The 18478-nt window shown below is 57.9% G+C and carries 14 protein-coding genes; 7 read left to right on the plus strand and 7 right to left on the minus strand.

What is annotated here, in order from left to right:
• Window positions 1–114: 114 nt before the first annotated feature.
• On the plus strand, window positions 115–426 hold the full coding sequence (locus ACP7A2_RS10180) for a tetratricopeptide repeat protein (protein ID WP_426134092.1): 312 nt from the start codon (window positions 115–117) through the stop codon (window positions 424–426).
• A 130-nt stretch (window positions 427–556) separates the two neighbouring features.
• Here ACP7A2_RS10180 and ACP7A2_RS10185 read toward each other — a convergent pair whose 3' ends face one another.
• Both ACP7A2_RS10185 and ACP7A2_RS10190 read right to left on the minus strand, forming a co-directional pair.
• Entirely contained in the window at window positions 557–1444 is an 888-nt protein-coding gene (locus ACP7A2_RS10185) for a lysophospholipid acyltransferase (RefSeq protein ID WP_426134093.1), read from the minus strand.
• A gap of 40 nt (window positions 1445–1484) precedes the next feature.
• Window positions 1485–2042, minus strand: coding sequence for a DNA-3-methyladenine glycosylase I (locus ACP7A2_RS10190; protein WP_426134094.1), 558 nt, complete (start codon window positions 2040–2042; stop codon window positions 1485–1487).
• A gap of 81 nt (window positions 2043–2123) precedes the next feature.
• On the opposite strand from ACP7A2_RS10190, the gene glyQ reads away from it, so the two are divergent.
• The 4 genes from glyQ to ACP7A2_RS10210 all read left to right on the plus strand — a co-directional run bounded on the left by glyQ (window position 2124) and on the right by ACP7A2_RS10210 (window position 6520).
• Window positions 2124–3077 carry a glycine--tRNA ligase subunit alpha gene (gene glyQ / locus ACP7A2_RS10195; protein ID WP_003213601.1) on the plus strand — a complete coding sequence of 318 codons (954 nt, stop codon included), beginning with the start codon at window positions 2124–2126 and terminating at the stop codon, window positions 3075–3077.
• Entirely contained in the window at window positions 3074–5128 is a 2055-nt protein-coding gene (gene glyS / locus ACP7A2_RS10200) for a glycine--tRNA ligase subunit beta (RefSeq protein ID WP_426134095.1), read from the plus strand. Before glyQ ends, glyS begins: the two co-directional genes overlap by 4 nt.
• A 2-nt stretch (window positions 5129–5130) precedes the next feature.
• The gene (gene gmhB / locus ACP7A2_RS10205) at window positions 5131–5667 is read left to right on the plus strand and encodes a D-glycero-beta-D-manno-heptose 1,7-bisphosphate 7-phosphatase (RefSeq protein WP_426134096.1); all 537 of its coding nucleotides are present in this window, start codon (window positions 5131–5133) and stop codon (window positions 5665–5667) included.
• An 82-nt stretch (window positions 5668–5749) separates the two neighbouring features.
• On the plus strand, window positions 5750–6520 hold the full coding sequence (locus tag ACP7A2_RS10210; protein WP_348059837.1) for a lysophospholipid acyltransferase family protein: 771 nt from the start codon (window positions 5750–5752) through the stop codon (window positions 6518–6520).
• A gap of 182 nt (window positions 6521–6702) precedes the next feature.
• Here ACP7A2_RS10210 and ACP7A2_RS10215 read toward each other — a convergent pair whose 3' ends face one another.
• Window positions 6703–8976 (minus strand): CHASE2 domain-containing protein, encoded by a 2274-nt coding sequence (locus tag ACP7A2_RS10215; protein WP_426134097.1) that lies wholly within the window; start codon window positions 8974–8976, stop codon window positions 6703–6705.
• A 408-nt stretch (window positions 8977–9384) separates the two neighbouring features.
• On the opposite strand from ACP7A2_RS10215, the gene ACP7A2_RS10220 reads away from it, so the two are divergent.
• Window positions 9385–10107: a response regulator transcription factor gene (locus ACP7A2_RS10220; RefSeq protein WP_426134098.1), complete on the plus strand. Its 723-nt coding sequence runs from the start codon at window positions 9385–9387 to the stop codon at window positions 10105–10107.
• A 223-nt stretch (window positions 10108–10330) separates the two neighbouring features.
• The gene (locus tag ACP7A2_RS10225; RefSeq protein ID WP_426134099.1) at window positions 10331–11386 is read left to right on the plus strand and encodes an NAD(P)-dependent oxidoreductase; all 1056 of its coding nucleotides are present in this window, start codon (window positions 10331–10333) and stop codon (window positions 11384–11386) included.
• Window positions 11387–11638: 252 nt separating this feature from the next.
• Here ACP7A2_RS10225 and gyrB read toward each other — a convergent pair whose 3' ends face one another.
• From gyrB to dnaA, 4 genes are read right to left on the minus strand one after another with little or no spacing between them, the layout of a single operon-like run.
• The gene (gene gyrB / locus ACP7A2_RS10230) at window positions 11639–14056 is read right to left on the minus strand and encodes a DNA topoisomerase (ATP-hydrolyzing) subunit B (RefSeq protein WP_426134100.1); all 2418 of its coding nucleotides are present in this window, start codon (window positions 14054–14056) and stop codon (window positions 11639–11641) included.
• Between the two features lie 4 nt (window positions 14057–14060).
• Window positions 14061–15164: a DNA replication/repair protein RecF gene (recF, locus tag ACP7A2_RS10235; protein ID WP_348059844.1), complete on the minus strand. Its 1104-nt coding sequence runs from the start codon at window positions 15162–15164 to the stop codon at window positions 14061–14063.
• Window positions 15165–15184: 20 nt separating this feature from the next.
• Window positions 15185–16291 carry a DNA polymerase III subunit beta gene (dnaN, locus tag ACP7A2_RS10240; RefSeq protein WP_375065830.1) on the minus strand — a complete coding sequence of 369 codons (1107 nt, stop codon included), beginning with the start codon at window positions 16289–16291 and terminating at the stop codon, window positions 15185–15187.
• A 38-nt stretch (window positions 16292–16329) separates the two neighbouring features.
• Window positions 16330–17850 carry a chromosomal replication initiator protein DnaA gene (gene dnaA / locus ACP7A2_RS10245; protein WP_348059848.1) on the minus strand — a complete coding sequence of 507 codons (1521 nt, stop codon included), beginning with the start codon at window positions 17848–17850 and terminating at the stop codon, window positions 16330–16332.
• Between the last annotated feature and the right edge of the window lie 628 nt (window positions 17851–18478).

The following is an 18478-nucleotide window of genomic DNA, read 5'->3' on the forward strand; positions in this document are numbered from 1 at the left end:
CGGCCGTCATCGCGGGCACGCCCGCCCCCACTTTTGGAAGGCTATTCCCTGTGGGAGCGGGCTTGCCCGCGATGACGATATTAAAATTCCCGAATAGTTAAAGGACACACAGCCATGCTCGAATCCCTGGAAAAAATGCTCGCCAAGGGTGTGGATAATTCACTGCTTCGGTTTGGCTTGGGCAAGGGTTATCTGGACTTGAAGGACAACGCCAGGGCAGCGGAGCATTTGCAGAAGTGCGTCGAGTTCGATCCGAAGTATTCGGCGGCGTGGAAGCTGCTGGGCAAGGCGCAGGCAGGGTTGGGTGATCCGACTGCAGCACGTCAAACCTGGGAGAAGGGTATTGAAGCGGCCCAGGCCCATGGCGACAAACAGGCTGAAAAAGAGATGGCGGTATTCCTGAAAAAACTGGATCGCCAGGCCTGAGGCGATCCCTGTGGGAGCTGGCTTGCCTGCGATGCAGGCAACTCGGTCTTTCAGTTACACCGAGCTGATGCCATCGCAGGCAAGCCAGCTCCCACAGTTGATCTCCATTTAGTGGGAGATCAGGGGTGTATCAATACCACCGCGCCTCACCCGGCGGGCGTTTCTTGAAGCGCTTCATGCTCCACATGTACTGGCTCGGGTAGGCGCCGACATAACGCTCAACCACCTTGCTCATCGCCGCGCAGGACGTGGCAGTGTCGGTGCTGTACATGTCTTCCGGCGCCGCTTCCAGAATCACTTTGTAGCCCGAACCGTCCGGCAGCCGCAGGGCATGCAGGAACACGCCCACGGCCTTGTGGCCCGCGAGCATGTTCGGCACAAACTTGCTGGTCAGCGCCTGGGTGGCGAAGAACGGCACAAAGATGCCGGCGGATTCGGCCGGCTCCGGGTCGGCGGGAATGCCGACCTGACCGCCTTTGCGCACTTCCTTGATCACACTCAGAATGCCTTCCTTGGTCGACGCCGCCACGCGGTTACCCAGTTGCACGCGTTGCTTGCGCAGCAAGTCATCGACGGCCTTGAGCTTGGGCGGGCGATAGAAAATGATCGGTTTGCACTGGCTGCAATAGAAGTGGTTCAACACTTCCCAGTTGCCCAAGTGGCTGGTGATACCCACCACGCCTTTGCCCGAGGCCAGGGCTGCGTGCAGCACTTCCAGGCCTTCGACTTCGCGCACCAGATCGATGGAACGCTGAGCAGGCCAGATCCAGGCGCAGGCGCTTTCGGTCAGGGACTTGCCGATGTCCATCAGGCTGCGGCCGACTAACGCTTCGCGCTCGGCGGGGGCCATGTTCGGGAAGCATTTTGAGAGGTTGATCCGCACCGTCTCGCGGGAGCGGTTGGGGGTTTTCCACATGATCCAGCCAATCGCCGTGCCCACGGCCTGAACGGCGCGCCAGGGCAGCAGGGCAAATAACCGGAGAGCGCCTACCAGCAAGGCGCCTTTAAACTTTTCCACAGGTCACTCCTGATCGTGTGTGGTGCGCGAAGCGGGCATTCTAACCGGCGTTGGCCAAGTCCGCGTAACGGTCGCAGTCTTGAGTGTGATCCATGACCATGCCAGAGGCCTGCATGAACGCGTAGCAAATGGTCGGGCCGACGAAGGTGAAGCCGGCTTTTTTCAAGGCTTTGCTCATGGCTTCGGCCTCGGGGGTAATCGCCGGAACCTGGCTGCGGTCTGTGAAGTGATTGACCTTGGGCATACCGCCCACAAACGACCAGAGCAACCCCACCGGGTCCTCCAGCGCCAGCCACGCGGCGGCATTGCGACGGGTGGCGTTGAGTTTGAGACGGTTGCGCACGATGCCTGGGTCGAGCATCAGCGCTTCGATTTCGGCGTCGCTCAGTTGCGCCAAACGCTGCGCATCAAAGCCGAACAAGACCTTCCGGTAATGCTCGCGTTTGCGTAAAACCGTGATCCAGGACAGGCCCGCCTGGAACCCTTCGAGCAAAAGCAACTCGAACAGACCCTGCGCATCGCGCAGCGGCGTTCCCCACTCTTGATCGTGATAAGCCATGTACAGCGGATCTTCAGAACACCAAAAGCAGCGTGGCATAAGGCTCCAGGGGATGGTGGCGCGGCCGAATCGGGTATACTCCCGCTCTTTAAATCGCAGCCCAAGTAACAGGTGAATTTCGTGAGCCAGCCTACGCCAGCCGTGCGTACCTTCCAAGACTTGATCCTCGCCCTCCAGCAGTACTGGGCCGAGCAAGGTTGTGTGGTACTTCAGCCCTACGATATGGAAGTAGGCGCCGGCACTTTCCACACCGCTACCTTCCTGCGGGCCATCGGCCCGGAAACCTGGAACGCCGCTTATGTGCAGCCCAGTCGTCGCCCGACTGACGGCCGCTACGGCGAAAACCCGAACCGTCTGCAGCACTACTACCAGTTCCAGGTGGTATTGAAGCCCAACCCGGACAATTTCCAGGAGCTGTACCTGGGTTCGCTCAAGCATGTTGGCCTGGACCCACTGGTGCACGACATCCGCTTCGTTGAAGACAACTGGGAATCGCCAACCCTGGGCGCCTGGGGCCTGGGCTGGGAAGTCTGGCTGAACGGTATGGAAGTGACGCAGTTCACTTACTTCCAGCAAGCGGGCGGCATTGAGTGCTACCCGGTGACCGGCGAAATCACCTACGGCCTTGAGCGCCTGGCCATGTACCTGCAAGGCGTGGACTCGGTCTATGACCTGGTATGGGCTGACGGCCCGTTCGGCAAAGTGACGTACGGCGACGTGTTCCACCAGAACGAAGTGGAGCAGTCCACTTACAACTTCGAACACGCCAACGTCGAAAAACTCTTCGAGCTGTTCGACTTCTACGAAAGCGAAGCCAAGCGGCTGATCGAACTCGACCAGCCGCTACCGTTGCCAAGCTATGAAATGGTGTTGAAGGCGTCCCATACCTTCAACCTGCTGGATGCCCGCCGTGCCATCTCGGTAACCGCGCGCCAGCAATACATCCTGCGTGTGCGCACCCTGGCGCGTTCCGTCGCCCAAGCCTACCTGTTGGCTCGCGCCAAGCTGGGCTTCCCGATGGCAACCCCGGATTTGCGTGATGAAGTGTTGGCTAAGCTGGAGGCTGCACAATGAGTGCTCAAGATTTCCTGGTTGAACTGGGCACCGAAGAGCTGCCACCCAAGGCGCTCAACACCCTGGCCGACGCGTTCCTGGCCGGTATCGAAAAAGGCCTGCAGGGCGCCGGCTTGAAGTTCGCCGCGAAGAAGGTCTACGCCGCGCCACGTCGCCTGGCGGTGCTGCTGACCGCGCTGGAAACCCAGCAACCGGACCGCAGCATCAACCTCGACGGCCCGCCGCGCCAGGCGGCTTTCGACGCCGAAGGCAACCCGACCCAAGCCGCCCTTGGTTTTGCCAAGAAGTGTGGCGTTGAGCTGAGCGAGATCGACCAGAGCGGCCCGAAACTGCGGTTCAGCCAGGTCATCACCGGCAAGCCGACCGCCAGCCTGTTGCCGACCATCGTTGAAGATTCCCTGAACGACCTGCCGATTCCCAAGCGCATGCGCTGGGGTGCACGCAAGGAAGAATTCGTCCGTCCAACCCAGTGGCTGGTGATGTTGCTCGGTGACCAGGTCATCGACTGCACCATCCTCGCCCAAAAGGCTGGCCGTGATTCCCGTGGTCACCGCTTCCACCATCCGCAGGCGGTGCGCATTACCTCGCCGGCCAACTACGCCGCTGACCTGCGCGCTGCTTACGTGCTGGCCGACGCCAACGAGCGTCGCGAGCTGATCAGCAAGCGCACCGAAGAACTGGCTCGCCTGCAGGAAGGCACCGCTATCGTGCCGCCGAGCCTGCTCGACGAAGTGACCGCACTGGTTGAATGGCCGGTGCCGCTGGTGTGCTCGTTCGAAGAACGTTTCCTCGATGTGCCGCAAGAAGCCTTGATCACCACCATGCAGGACAACCAGAAGTATTTCTGCCTGCTGGACGTGGATGGCAAGTTGCTGCCGCGCTTTATCACCGTGGCTAACATCGAGAGCAAGGACCCGCAGCAGATCATCGCCGGTAACGAGAAAGTCGTTCGCCCGCGCCTGACTGACGCCGAGTTCTTCTTCAAGCAAGACAAGAAGCAAAAGCTCGAAGACTTCAACCTGCGCCTGCAAAACGTGGTGTTCCAGGAAAAGCTCGGCAGCGTCTACGACAAGGCCGTGCGTGTATCCAAGCTGGCCGCCTATATCGCGCCGCGCATTGGCGGTGATGCCGCCTGGGCCGCGCGTGCTGGCCTGCTGTCCAAGTGCGACCTGGCCACCGAAATGGTCGGCGAGTTCCCGGAGATGCAAGGTGTTGCCGGTTACTACTACGCCCTCAATGACGGCGAGCCGGACGATGTAGCCTTGGCGCTGAACGAACAGTACATGCCACGCGGTGCCGGCGCTGAGCTGCCAAGCACCCTGACCGGTGCGGCCGTGGCCATCGCTGACAAGCTGGATACCCTCGTTGGTATCTTCGGTATCGGCATGTTGCCAACTGGCAGCAAAGACCCGTATGCCCTGCGCCGTGCAGCCTTGGGTGTGCTGCGCATCCTGATCGACAAAAAGCTCGACCTCGACCTGACCCAGGCCGTGGTGTTTGCCGTCGGCCAGTTTGGTGGCAAGGTCAAGCAAGCCGGTCTGGCCGAGCAAGTGCTGGAATTCGTATTCGACCGCCTGCGTGCGCGCTATGAAGACGAAGGCGTGGACGTGTCTGTCTACCTGTCGGTACGTGCCCTGCAACCGGGTTCGGCGCTGGACTTCGACCAACGCGTACAAGCCGTGCAAGCGTTCCGCAAACTGCCGGAAGCCGATGCCCTGGCCGCCGTGAACAAGCGTGTGTCGAACCTGCTGAGCAAGGCTGACAACCTCAGCACTGTCGAAGTCGACCCGGGCCTGTTTGCCGATGCCAAGGAGTTCTCGCTGAACTCGGCCATCGTCAAGGCAGAAAACGCGGTGAAGCCGTTGATCGCCGAGCGCAACTACGCGGAAGCGCTGGCGCGTCTGGCCAGCTTGCGTGAGCCAGTGGATGCGTTCTTTGAAGCCGTAATGATCAATGCCGAAGACGCGGGTGTGCGCAAAAACCGCTACGCCATGCTGGCGCGTCTGCGCGGCTTGTTCGTCAATATCGCCGACATTTCGACGCTGAGCTGACCATGGTGAAACTGCTGATTCTCGATCGGGACGGGGTGATCAACTACGACTCCGACGCTTACATCAAGTCGGTGGCGGAGTGGGTTCCATTGCCCGGCTCGATCGAGGCCATCGCGCAGTTGAGCAAAGCCGGCTGGACGGTGGCCATCGCCACCAACCAGTCCGGCATCGCCCGTGGCTATTACGACATCGCTACCCTAGACGCCATGCACGCGCGCTTGCGCACGTTGGTGGCCGAGCAGGGCGGCGAGGTGGGGCTGGTGGTGTACTGCCCCCACGGACCGGATGAGGGCTGCGAATGCCGCAAACCCAAGCCGGGCATGTTGAAAACCATTGCAGAACATTACAAGGTGCCCCTGGCTGGGCTATGGTTCGTCGGGGACAGCCTCGGTGACCTGGAGGCGGCCAAAGCCGTCGACTCTCAGCCAGTTTTGGTTAAAACCGGGAAAGGCGAAAAGACCCAGGCGAAAGACCTGCCGGTAGGCACTTTGATTTTTGACGATCTAGCGGCGGTTGCCGCAGAACTTATTAACAACTAGCTGCCCTCGACTTCCTGAACAAGGATGGCTCGGGAGTGCGCTTTTAGCAGGCGGGCCGTGTCCCGCAACGGTAAATGCTGCCATGTCGATCTTGCAGGCCATCAGAACCTTTTTCTTTTACCTGCTGCTGGGCACCAGTTCGTTTCTCTGGTGCACCCTGAGCTTTTTTATTGCGCCGTTCCTGCCGTTCAAGGCGCGCTATCGCTTCATCAACGTTTACTGGTGCCGCTGCGCGTTGTGGCTGACCAAGGTATTTTTGGGCATTCGCTTCGAGGTCAAGGGCGCTGAAAACGTCCCGCAAACACCCTGCGTGATCCTGTCGAACCACCAAAGCACGTGGGAGACGTTCTTTCTCTCCGCGTACTTCTCGCCCCTGAGCCAGGTGCTTAAGCGTGAGTTGCTGTACGTGCCGTTCTTTGGCTGGGCCATGGCCATGTTGCGGCCGATCGCCATCGACCGTGACAATCCCAAGGCTGCGCTCAAGCATGTCGCAAAGAAGGGTGATGAGCTGCTCAAGGACGGCGTTTGGGTGCTGATCTTCCCGGAAGGAACCCGGGTGCCGTTTGGCACAGTGGGCAAGTTCTCCCGCGGCGGTACTGCGCTGGCGGTCAACGCCAACCTGCCGGTGTTGCCGATCGCTCATAACGCTGGCAGGTTCTGGCCCAAGACCGGCTGGGCTAAACGTGAAGGCACCATCACCGTAGTGATTGGCGAGCCGATGTACGCAGAAGGCGAAGGGCCACGCGCTATTGCGGCGCTAAATGACCGTGCCGCGGCGTGGAATGAAGCGCAGCAACGCGCCATGGGTTCGTTGCCGCCGGTACCCGTTGTGGTGGATACGCCGGCACTCTGAGGATCTGTGGATAACCTGTGCACGGTTTGTTGGCGAATCGCTATTTTTGGTTCTTAACGATCTGATTTACATAGATATTTCCTGAACTCATAAAATTACGAAAAACGTGCATAAGTTTTTCTCGCATAAAAAAACCGGTCCTTGTGACCGGTTTTTTATGCACAGCAGAAATGTACGTTTTTTCACTCATCCAGCAAGGGCAGTTGCAGGCTGAAGGTAGAGCCTTTACCCAGTTCGCTCTCACATTGAATACGTCCGCCATGGCGCTCTACCACGGCCTTGACCATGGTCAGGCCCAAGCCCAGGCCTTCACTGCCATGAGCCGAATCGAAGCGTCGGTATTGATTGAATAGCTCGGGCAGATCCGCTGGTGCGATGCCCGGCCCCTGATCGCTGATACGGCATTCCAACAGACCGCTCGCACTGCCATGGCTCAAGGTGACGGCAGTACCGGACGGCGAGTATTTGATGGCGTTTTCCAACACGTTGAACAGCGCCCGAGTGAGCAGCGATTGATCGGCTGACACCATGCCCTCATCCGCTTCATCCAGGTCGTGAACCAATTGGATGTTCTTGAGTTGCGCGATCACCGCAACCTGATCGAAAGCATCCATCACCAGCATGGCGAACAGGGTGGGCTGGAAGTGGTAACCGTCGGCTTCGGCTTTTGCCAATTGCACGAACGACTCGGTGAGGCTCAGCGCCCGCCGCACTTGCCTTTCGATTTGACCAAAGATCGGCGATTCACCGTTGTGCACATCCAGCAGCGCGAGGATCGCCGAATGCGGCGCCCGCAAGTCGTGGGACAGAAAGCGCAGCATGGTCTCGCGATGCTGCTGGGCTTCGCGCTCTTTGCTCAGGTCGGTCAGGCTCAGCAACCAGCCAAGGGCGACGTCACCTTCTGCGGGCAGTAATGGAGCAAGCTCCATGCGCAAGCTGCGCTGGTGAACGTCACGGAACTCGACGAGTTCCATCGCCGACAGGGCAGGGCGCACACCATTGTGCAGCGGTGGATAACCCAGGTCGGCAAGTTGTTCGAGTAAATTGCCACTGACCAGGTGATTGCCGAACACGTCGCGGGCGACGCGGTTGGCCAGCAGAATGGTGCCCCTGGGATCAGTAATCAGGGTTGCCACCGGCAGGCATTCCAAGCCGTCGGCCATGAAACGACGAGTGTCACGGGTACGGCTGACCGCCTGCTCCAGGGCAAAGATTCGGCCCTGCAACACATCGCCTTGGCTGGCGGGCGCACGGCGGCGTTCGGGCAGCACTTTGGGTTCGTCGTCCAGCCGCGCGAGTTCCCAGCCAAAATAAGCCACGATCACGCTGAGGCGGCGCCAGTTCCAGATCAGATAGCTGAGCAGCAAGCCGATCAACCCCGCAGCGGGCGACCACCAATGGCCCAGGCGCAACAGCCCCCATGAGCCGAGCAACGCTGCAGCCATGCAACCCAAGGTCATCCACAGTGCGTAGCGCGGCCGGTACAGCAAAAGGCCCAGCAGCAACGCAACCAGGGAAGTCGCTATCAAAGCGGCGAGCCAGCCGGGCAGATCGACCACACTGCGTCCTTGCAGCAAGCCATTGAGAATGTTGGCCTGGATATCCACACCGGCGGTGGAGCCGACGGAGGAGGTGAGCGGCGTAAGAAAACGATCGCCCATGCCATAGGCGGTGGCACCCACCAGAATCAGGCGGCCACGCAGGCTCTCAGGCGGCACTTCGCCGTGCAACACGCTGACGTAGGAGACGCTGGGGAAATGGCTATGAGCGGTGAACGGAACACGAATCGCATGCTCTCGATGCCAGTGCGGTGTGGTCACTGGTTGTGGCAGACCCGGCATTGGCGACGCTTCGCCGCTCAGGGTATAAGCCAGCCACGCCAACTGTGGGAGCGCGTTGCCGGGCGGGCCCTCGCGCAGATACAGGCTACGCACGACACCGTCATTGTCGGCTTCAACATTGATATGCCCCACCCCTTTGGCGCATTTGAGCAATGGCAACGGATCATCCGGCTGGCTGGGCCTCATCGCGCCGTCAGCCACCACCGGCAGTAATACATTGCCGGCGTTGCACACAGCGTCGGCCAGCCGTGTGTCATCGGCGACTTCGCCGGGCTCGCTGAAGATCACATCAAACAGTATGCCCGCCGGCTGAGCGGCACTGATGCGATCAATCAGGTCGGCGTGCAGGCTACGCGACCATGGCCATTGGCCGAGCTGTTTAAGGCTCTGATCGTCGATCGTCACCAGCAAAATGCGCGGGTCTACCGGCAGCGGTGTGAGCGGACGAAGGCTGTCATACAGAGCGTTGTTAAGGGCCAGGCCAGAGCTCAAGGACAGATAGGCGGTAAACGGCAACAGCACCACGCCAATCCACAGCCACTCGCGAACCAGGCCGTGAAACAGCAGTTGAGCTCGGGTGGGTTGGCGTTTTTCCGCCTTGCGCCACAGCATCACCAGCCGACCGCTGCTGAGACGCCGTTAAGCTCATCGTGAGTGATGGGTGGTGTCATAAGCCCCGGCGTCCCCTCCTTGCGTTGTACGTTGAGTGCACTGTGCTGGAACCCATTGAAGCTCATTCCTGTCTGAGGAGAAGACTTTCCTAATGTCTCGCGAAGATGTTCACCCTACAGGTCTTGCAGGGCAATCGGCAGCGATCCTTTTCCTTATAGGCGGGAGTCGGTATCTTTCCCCAAAGCTCTTTCGTCGAGTTTAGGGCGCTTTTCGATCAGCGTACCGCGAGAACCACGAGTCTCTGAATTTGACCATAATTATTCAGATTCATAGACCGGCATCTGCGCACTAGGTGCCCGCTTTAAACATGGCCGTTGGCTGCCGTTTTATATAAGTAGAAAGGACTCACCCATGCGTGTCGCAATACTGGACGACGAGCCCGCTGAATTGCGCCGGGTTGAACAGACACTGCGACAGATTCCCGGTACCGCAGAGCAGCCTTGGTCACTGCATTTTTTTGAGCGTGGTGAAGACCTGCTGCGCCAACTGCGACGGGAAACCTTCGACCTGCTGATACTCGACTGGCAACTGCCGGATATCACCGGGATCGCATTGCTGCGCTGGACCCGCGAACATATGGAGTCCCCACCCGCTGTCATCATGCTCACCAGCCGCGATGCTGAGGGCGATATCGTCACGGCATTGAACAGCGGGGCAGACGATTACGTCAGCAAGCCCTTTCGCCCCAATGAACTCAAGGCTCGGGTCAGTGCCGTATTGCGCAGGCACGGCCTGCAAAAATCTACCACCCACGAGGTGCAAAGCTTCAACGACCTGACTTTCGATGATGCCGAGTTGACGGTAACCCGTGCCGGAAAGCCGATCAATTTGACCGAGCGTGAGTACCGACTCGCCAGTTGTCTGTTTGCCAACCTGGCGCGACCGCTGTCGCGCGAGTATCTCTATGAGCGGTTTTGGACCCATGAAGAAATGGTGTCGTCTCGTCCCCTGGATACCCATATCTACCGACTGCGCAACAAGCTCGGGCTGACCGCAGACCGTGGCTGGCAGCTGCTCACTATCTATGGGTACGGTTATAGGTTGGAGAGCGTTGCGGCCGCCACTGCGGGTTAAAACGTAGATGTTCCACGTGGAGCATTTTAGAAAATGCTTATTCATCATCGAACAAATAAAGGCCAACGCTAAGCGTTGGCCTTTTTTGTATCCGTTCATCAAACTCAAAATTTATATAAGCCACTTTGATGCGTGGAGAATTGCTAACCTCGAAAAGGCACGTTTTTAAGCGTCAATGAACAATTTGCCAGCGTTCTATTCCAAAACGAAGAGGATCAACTGCATGGCATTTACCACCCTGATACTCGATGCCCCAGGCCCACCGTTACTGTTTGAGGAAGTCGATCGTTTTCTTGAACTGGGCCTGGCAGTTACCCTCAACCTGCACTATTTCGCGGATAAAGACTGCATCCGGGAGCGCTACACCACACGCATTGAATATGCCGAGATCAACTGTCACGACGAGTCCGCCTTTATTGCCGCTGTGAATCAGGCCGGGGGTTACAGCGTGTTCAAAACGCGCTTGAACATCCCCCTCGGCAGCGCGCTGATCCGCGCAGCCACCTCCCGCGCGCTGGCCACACCACTGCGCGCCATCGCCCAGGCAGGCACGGGCGTCAACCATATTGATCGGCTCGAATGCGAGCAATGTGGCGTAGCAGTACTCAGCACGCCAGGCTCCAACGCGGCCGCCGTCGCCGAATACGTCATTGCACAAGCCTTGTTTTTGTCTCGCGACCTGGATTACTACAACGTCGAAACGCACAGCGGCCATTGGGCAAAAGGCACGTTGGCACCGACCCCCGAATACGCCGAACTCACGCTTGGGCTGGTGGGCACCGGCTGCATTGCACGGCAGGTGGCACACAAGGCTGCAGCGCTGGGCATCAACGTAATCGCCACCGGGTCCGAGCGTTTTACCGAATCGGTAGCGCGCAGCCTTGGGCTTGAACGACGAGCAAGCCTGGCGCAATTACTCGCAGAGGCGCACATAGTGTCCATTCACGTGCCGCTCACCACGTTGACGCGCAGCCTGTTCGGCACAGCTGAATTCCGGCAAATGCGCCAAGGGTCAATCCTCATCAATACCGCTCGCGGCGCGATCATCGACGAACACCAGTTCGCAGCCTTCATGAGCCAGTTTCCAAGGCATATCAAAGCAGTCGCCATCGACACCTTTGCCCACGAAAAAGATCAGTTCGACTCGCCACTGACCGCCATACCCAATGCACAACTGACGCCTCATATCGCCGGTAACACCACCACGGCAATCAGGGCGGCGTCACGCCAGATCGTCGACAAGATCCACGCATTCAGTGCCGCCATAACCGAACGGTAACTCACAAGACACAAAGCTATATTTTCCCGCCTCAGCGCACTGAGTTGCACCGACCTTAGCGATGCGAGGCACCGCCTGAACGTCGTTTGCCAGAGTGCAACCTCTCAGGTAGCGCCTGGACCTGTATCGCGCAGGCCCAAGGTTAAGCAGGCGGATGTTCCACGTGGAGCATTTGAAAAAATGCTGATTCATCACCCAATAAAAAAGGCCAACGCTAAGCGTTGGCCTTTTTGGTTCAGCAGGTTTACCTGATCAGAAGTCCAGGTTGGACACCGCCAAGGCATTGCTCTCGATGAAGTCACGACGAGGTTCGACCGCATCACCCATCAGGGTGTTGAAGATCTGGTCAGCGCCAATGGCGTCTTCGATGGTCACCCGCAGCATGCGACGCTGAGCGGGATCCATGGTGGTTTCCCACAGCTGATCCGGGTTCATTTCGCCCAGACCTTTGTATCGCTGAATGGTGTGACGCTTGGTGCTTTCAGCCATCAGCCAATCAAGGGCTTCCTTGAATTCCTTGACCTGCTTCTTGCGTTCACCACGCTGAATGTAAGCGCCGTCGTCCAGCAGGGTGCTCAATTGAGCGCCGAGGGTCACAACGGTTTTGTAGTCGTTGCTGCCGAAGAAGTCGCGGTTGAAGGTGACGTAGTTCGACAGGCCGTGGGAGATCAGTTCGACCTCTGGCAGCCACACGTTACGTTCACGGTCTTCGCGCAGGCTGGCTTTGTACACCAGGCCAGACTTCTCGACGGTGCGCAGGCGCACTTCGTACTGGGCCAGCCAGTCCTGCATATGGGCGTGATCACCCAATTGCTCCAGGCTTACGGCCGGCAAGTAGATGAAGTGCTCGGTCAGCTCTTGAGGGTACAGGCGCGACAAACGCTTGAGGGTCTTCATCACCATGCGGAAATCGTTGACCAGACGCTCAAGCGCCTCACCGGAAATGCCCGGGGCTTCGTCGTTCAAGTGCAGGCTGGCGTCTTCAAGGGCCGACTGCGTCATGTACTCTTCCATGGCGTCGTCGTCTTTGATGTACTGCTCTTGCTTGCCCTTTTTCACTTTGTACAACGGCGGCTGAGCGATGTAGATGTAGCCACGCTCGATCAGCTCCGGCAACTGACGGAAGAAGAAGGTTAGCAGCAACGTACGGATGTGCGAACCGTCGACGTCAGCATCGGTCATGATGATGATGTTGTGGTAGCGCAGCTTGTCGATGTTGTACTCGTCACGGCCGATACCGCAGCCCAACGCTGTGATCAAGGTGCCGACTTCCTGAGAGGAAATCATCTTGTCGAAGCGTGCTTTCTCGACGTTAAGGATTTTACCTTTCAACGGCAAGATAGCCTGGGTGCGACGGTTACGACCCTGCTTGGCGGAACCGCCAGCAGAGTCACCTTCCACCAGGTACAGTTCGGAGAGGGCAGGGTCCTTCTCCTGGCAGTCAGCCAGTTTGCCGGGCAGGCCTGCGATGTCCAGCGCGCCTTTACGGCGTGTCATCTCACGGGCTTTTCGCGCGGCTTCACGGGCACGTGCGGCGTCGATCATCTTGCCGACGACCAGTTTGGCTTCGTTCGGATTCTCGAGCAGGAAGTCGGAGAAGTATTTGCCCATCTCCTGTTCCACTGCGGTCTTCACTTCGGAAGACACCAGCTTGTCTTTAGTCTGGGAGCTGAATTTTGGATCAGGCACTTTTACCGAGATAATCGCGGTCAAGCCTTCACGTGCATCGTCACCGGTGGTCGCGACTTTGTGCTTCTTCGCCAAGCCTTCAGCTTCGATGTAGGTGTTCAGGTTACGCGTCAGTGCGGAACGGAAACCCACCAAGTGAGTACCGCCGTCGCGCTGTGGAATGTTGTTGGTGAAGCACAACAGGTTCTCGTTGAAACTGTCGTTCCACTGCAAGGCGATTTCGACGCCGATGCCGTCTTCACGCTGGATGTTGAAGTGGAACACCTGGTTGACCGCAGTCTTGTTGGTGTTCAGGTATTCAACGAACGCGCGAAGGCCACCTTCGTACTTGAACAGCTCTTCCTTGCCGCTGCGCTCGTCCTTGAGGACGATACCCACACCGGAGTTGAGGAAGGACAATTCACGAATACGCTTGGCCAGGATGTCCCAGCTGAAGTGGATATTCTTGAAGGTCTGATCAGACGGCTTGAAGTGGATCTGAGTACCGGTGGTTTCACTGTCACCAACGATTTTCATCGGCTCTTGTGGAACACCGTGAACGTAAGTCTGTTCCCAGATCTTGCCGCTACGGCGCACGGTCAGAATGAGTTCTTCGGACAGCGCGTTCACTACCGACACACCTACACCGTGCAAACCGCCGGAGACTTTATAGGAGTTGTCGTCGAACTTACCGCCAGCGTGGAGCACGGTCATGATGACCTCAGCCGCCGATACGCCTTCTTCCTTGTGTACATCGACCGGAATACCGCGACCGTTGTCGCGCACGGTGATGGACTCATCCGGGTGGATGATAATGCTGATGTCGTCGCAGTGACCGGCCAAAGCTTCGTCGATGGAGTTGTCGACCACCTCGAACACCATGTGGTGCAGACCGCTACCATCATCGGTGTCGCCGATGTACATACCGGGACGTTTGCGTACGGCATCCAAACCTTTCAGCACTTTAATGCTGGTCGAGTCGTACGTGTTTTCTTCGCTCATGCCTTCACTCCCGGTGGTCGTGGGTCTGGGTGATACGGCCTTGTTCCACGTGGAACAAAGCGACTGGCGTTTCCGTCTGCCAGCCTTCCCTCAATAATTCGTGGTCTACACAGGTGATAAACACCTGGCAGCGTAAGTCTTCCAACAAGCGGCATAACGCGCGGCGGTGACTCTCGTCGAGTTCCGACGGCAAGTCATCCACCAGATAAATACACTGACCGCGTCGGGCCTGGCTTACCAAATGGCCCTGGGCGATACGCAGTGCGCACACCACCAACTTCTGCTGGCCACGGGACAAGATATCCGCAGCATTGTGTGCGCCTAATCTAAGGCGCAAATCAGCGCGTTGGGGGCCGGCCTGGGTATGGCCAATTTGTTGATCCCGCTGCAAGGAGGTGGCGAGTACTGCACTGAGTTCGCGCTCCTTGTCCCAACCACGGTAGTAACTCAACGTCAGCCCTTCGAGATCCAACAACTCACTCAAAGTCTGCTCAAAGACTGGTTTCAAGGCTTTGATATAGGCGCGGCGGTATTCATCTATTTCGTCACTGGCCAGGCACAATTCCCGGTCCCAGGCTGCTTGTGAAGCGGCGTCAAGTGTACCATGCCGCAGCCATGAGTTCCGCTGCCGCAGGGCCTTCTGCAGGCGCTGCCAAGTGGCCATGAAGCGGGGTTCCACGTGGAACACTCCCCAATCGAGGAACTGCCTTCGAATCTTGGGGGCACCCTCCAACAAGCGGAAGCTGTCGGGGTTGATCAACTGCAGCGGCAGGATTTCCGCCAGTTGCGCAGCACTGCGAGCATTCTGCCCGTCGATGCGTATTTGAAACTCCCCGCCGCGTTCACGTGATATTCCCAAGCTGCTATGGCCCCCCTCCGCCAGTTCGACTTGGCCAAACACCGTGCACGCCAACTGTTCGTATTGGATAACCGGCAACAGGCGAGCACTGCGAAAGGAACGGGACAGCCCCAGCAAGTGAATGGCTTCCAGCACGCTGGTTTTGCCACTGCCATTAGCGCCGTAGAGGATATTGATGCGGGGGGAAGGGGAGAAGGTCACCGGGTGCAGATTGCGCACCGCGGTGACAGAGACGCGACTGAGGGACATCTAGCTTCTGCTGAGCACGATTACAGACGCATCGGCATAACAACGTAAGCCGAGTCGTCGTTATCGGATTCTTGCACCAGGGCGCTGCTGTTGGAGTCGGACAGAATCAGGCGAACCTGTTCGGTGGTCATCACACCCAGCACGTCGAGCAAGTAGCTCACGTTAAAGCCGATTTCCAGCGAACCGCCGTTGTAGTCGACACCCACTTCTTCTTCCGCTTCTTCCTGTTCCGGGTTGTTGGCCTGAATTTTCAGCTGACCGTTAGCCAGTTGCAGACGGATACCCCGGTACTTTTCGTTCGACAGAATGGCAGTACGGCTAAACGCTTCACGCAGGGCCTGACGATCACCCAGTACCAGCTTGTCACCGCCTTTAGGCAATACGCGCTCGTAATCCGGGAACTTGCCGTCTACCAGCTTGGAGGTGAAGGTGAACTCGCCGGTGGTCGCGCGGATGTGATGCTGCCCCAACACGATGCTGACAATGCCATCGGGCTCGGTGAGCAAACGTGCCAGTTCCAGAATGCCCTTGCGCGGCACGATGACTTGGTGACGGTCCGGCTGGCCGATATCGGCTTTCATCGAGCACATGGCCAGACGGTGACCGTCGGTAGCCACGGCGCGGATAATGCCTTCGGACACTTCCAGCAGCATGCCGTTGAGGTAGTAACGAACATCCTGCTGAGCCATGGCGAAGCTGGTGCGTTCGATCAAACGACGCAGGCGGCTTTGTTCCAGGCTGCACGTCAGCGAGCCCGGGCCTTCTTCAACAGTCGGAAAGTCATTAGCCGGCAAGGTAGACAGGGTGAATTTGCTGCGACCAGCCTTCACCAGCAACTTGTTCTGTTCATCGACCTTGATGTCGATCAGCGCATCATTGGGCAAGCTCTTGCAGATATCCATCAGCTTGCGCGCCGGCACCGTGATTTCGCCCGGTTCAGCCGGCTCTTCCAGCTGTACGCGACCGACCAGCTCGACTTCCAGGTCAGTACCCGTCAATGACAACTGCTGGCCTTGTACAACCAGCAATACGTTGGAGAGCACCGGCAAGGTCTGTCGGCGCTCGACGACGCCTGCGACCAGTTGCAGGGGTTTCAACAGGGCTTCGCGTTGAATGGTGAAATGCATGGTCTAGTCCCTTGCCTTAATAAGCTGCGCTGGTGTCTTCACGTTGTCAGTGTACGCAGCAGGTTCTTGTAGTCCTCGCGAATATCCGCGTCGGATTCCTTAAGTTCATTGATCTTGCGGCATGCGTGCAAGACCGTGGTGTGGTCACGACCACCAAACACATCACCGATTTCCGGCAGGCTGTGGTTGGTCAACTCTTTGGAGAGGGCCATGGCCACTTGGCGCGGACGGGCTACCGAACGCGAACGGCGCTTGGACAGTAAGTCGGAAATCTTGATCTTGTAGTATTCGGCCACGGTGCGCTGGATGTTATCCACACTCACCAGCTTGTCTTGCAGGGCCAACAAATCTTTCAGGGATTCGCGAATCAACTCAATGGTGATGTCGCGGCCCATAAAGTGCGAGTGAGCGATGACACGCTTGAGCGCGCCTTCAAGCTCACGCACGTTGGAACGAATGCGTTGGGCGATAAAGAATGCAGCGTCGTGTGGCAGATCGACTTTGGCCTGGTCGGCCTTTTTCATCAGGATAGCGACACGGGTTTCCAGTTCCGGCGGCTCAACCGCAACGGTCAAGCCCCAGCCAAAGCGCGATTTCAAGCGCTCTTCGAGGCCTTCGATTTCCTTCGGGTAACGGTCACTGGTCAAGATGACCTGTTGGCCACCTTCGAGCAAGGCGTTGAAGGTATGGAAGAACTCTTCCTGGGAACGCTCTTTGCGGGCGAAGAATTGAATGTCATCGATGAGCAACGCATCCACCGAACGGTAGAAACGCTTGAACTCGTTAATGGCATTCAGTTGCAAGGCCTTGACCATGTCCGCCACAAAGCGCTCCGAGTGCAGGTACACGACCTTGGCATTCGGGTTCTTCTTTAGCAGGTGGTTACCCACAGCGTGCATCAAGTGGGTTTTACCCAAGCCAACCCCACCATAAAGAAACAACGGGTTGTAACCATGCTTGGGGTTATCGGCCACTTGCCAGGCGGCTGCGCGAGCCAACTGGTTGGATTTACCTTCGACGAAGTTCTCAAAGGTAAAGGTGCGATTCAGGTAACTGGTGTGCTTGAGCGCACCTTCGACCTGCACGGTGCGCTGTTCGGCGCGGACCGGCGCTTGTTGGGAGCTGGCACCCGCCATGGGGTCAAAGCTGTCGCGGGACGGCTCTTCATTTATAGGCGAGTTTTTCGGCGACGAGGATTTCGACGTTGCCTGAGCGACCGGCGCGGGCGAGTTATTAACAGGTGCCGCGGCGGCCTGAGCCTGGGAGGCACTGGCCGCCAACGGTGCATTCGGCGCAGCGCGGGGCGCTGAGCTGCGTTTGCTGCCTATTAATAAGGAAAGCACGGGCGCGATGCCGTTGCCGTGCTCATCGAGCAATTCGAGAACGCGGCTCAGGTACTTCTCGTTGACCCAGTCGAGAACAAAACGGTTGGGCGCATAGACGCGCAACTCGTCGCCTTCGGCTTCGACCTGTAGCGGGCGGATCCAGGTGTTGAATTGCTGGGCAGGCAGCTCATCGCGCAAAAGCTCCACGCACTGCTGCCAAAGTTCCACTGACACGGATATCCCCTAAGTTGAAAGCCGGTGAGGCAAAAACAGCCGCCATTGTAGCGGCCAGCCGCTTACTTATCCACATGTAGGTTGCGCAGAGAGCACCCAAAATCAACGCGTTAACCGCAAAGAAGGCGACCAATGGTCTGTGCATAAGCTCTGTGGATAAGCGTGCCTAAGCTCGTTGTACAAGTGGGGTCGAAAGTCTGTGGGTAACTGGCCTGTGGATAACAACCCATTCCACCCACAGCTTATCCGACAGTGCAGCACAGGGAGAGCACCGTTTTCCCCCGTAGTTGTCATCCTCTGTACATCAGGCAGAATATGGCCTAAAGGCAGTTATCCACAGAGGAAGGCGCCTCTAGCTTTTATAAGCTTTACAGAAAAGCTTTAAATAACTTCCTTCTTTATTTTTATATCTATGACATTGCCCCTGTCACCTGGGAGGCCGGGAAAGGCTCGAAATGGCAGTAGAGATCTAATTGAAGGAAAAGCTGGTTGGAAATTGACCTAGAGGCTTGCTTTCTCTAGAATCGCCGGTCTCTTAAAACGGGGGCCATTCCGGCCCGTTGTGGACGAACCAGGTAACAACGCCATGAAACGTACTTTCCAACCAAGCACCATCAAACGCGCCCGC

The organism is Pseudomonas sp. PWP3-1b2, assembly GCF_049896045.1.
Classification (GTDB): domain Bacteria; phylum Pseudomonadota; class Gammaproteobacteria; order Pseudomonadales; family Pseudomonadaceae; genus Aquipseudomonas; species Aquipseudomonas antarctica_B.

What these genes read in the sequence shown, in the direction of transcription:
- ACP7A2_RS10180 (WP_426134092.1), top strand. Translation starts at nt 115, where the DNA reads ATGCTCGAATCCCTGGAAAAAATGCTCGCCAAGGGTGTGGATAATTCA.
- ACP7A2_RS10190 (WP_426134094.1), bottom strand. Translation starts at nt 2,042, where the DNA reads ATGCCACGCTGCTTTTGGTGTTCTGAAGATCCGCTGTACATGGCTTAT.
- glyS (WP_426134095.1), top strand. Translation starts at nt 3,074, where the DNA reads ATGAGTGCTCAAGATTTCCTGGTTGAACTGGGCACCGAAGAGCTGCCA.
- gmhB (WP_426134096.1), top strand. Translation starts at nt 5,131, where the DNA reads ATGGTGAAACTGCTGATTCTCGATCGGGACGGGGTGATCAACTACGAC.
- ACP7A2_RS10210 (WP_348059837.1), top strand. Translation starts at nt 5,750, where the DNA reads ATGTCGATCTTGCAGGCCATCAGAACCTTTTTCTTTTACCTGCTGCTG.
- ACP7A2_RS10220 (WP_426134098.1), top strand. Translation starts at nt 9,385, where the DNA reads ATGCGTGTCGCAATACTGGACGACGAGCCCGCTGAATTGCGCCGGGTT.
- ACP7A2_RS10225 (WP_426134099.1), top strand. Translation starts at nt 10,331, where the DNA reads ATGGCATTTACCACCCTGATACTCGATGCCCCAGGCCCACCGTTACTG.
- gyrB (WP_426134100.1), bottom strand. Translation starts at nt 14,056, where the DNA reads ATGAGCGAAGAAAACACGTACGACTCGACCAGCATTAAAGTGCTGAAA.
- recF (WP_348059844.1), bottom strand. Translation starts at nt 15,164, where the DNA reads ATGTCCCTCAGTCGCGTCTCTGTCACCGCGGTGCGCAATCTGCACCCG.
- dnaN (WP_375065830.1), bottom strand. Translation starts at nt 16,291, where the DNA reads ATGCATTTCACCATTCAACGCGAAGCCCTGTTGAAACCCCTGCAACTG.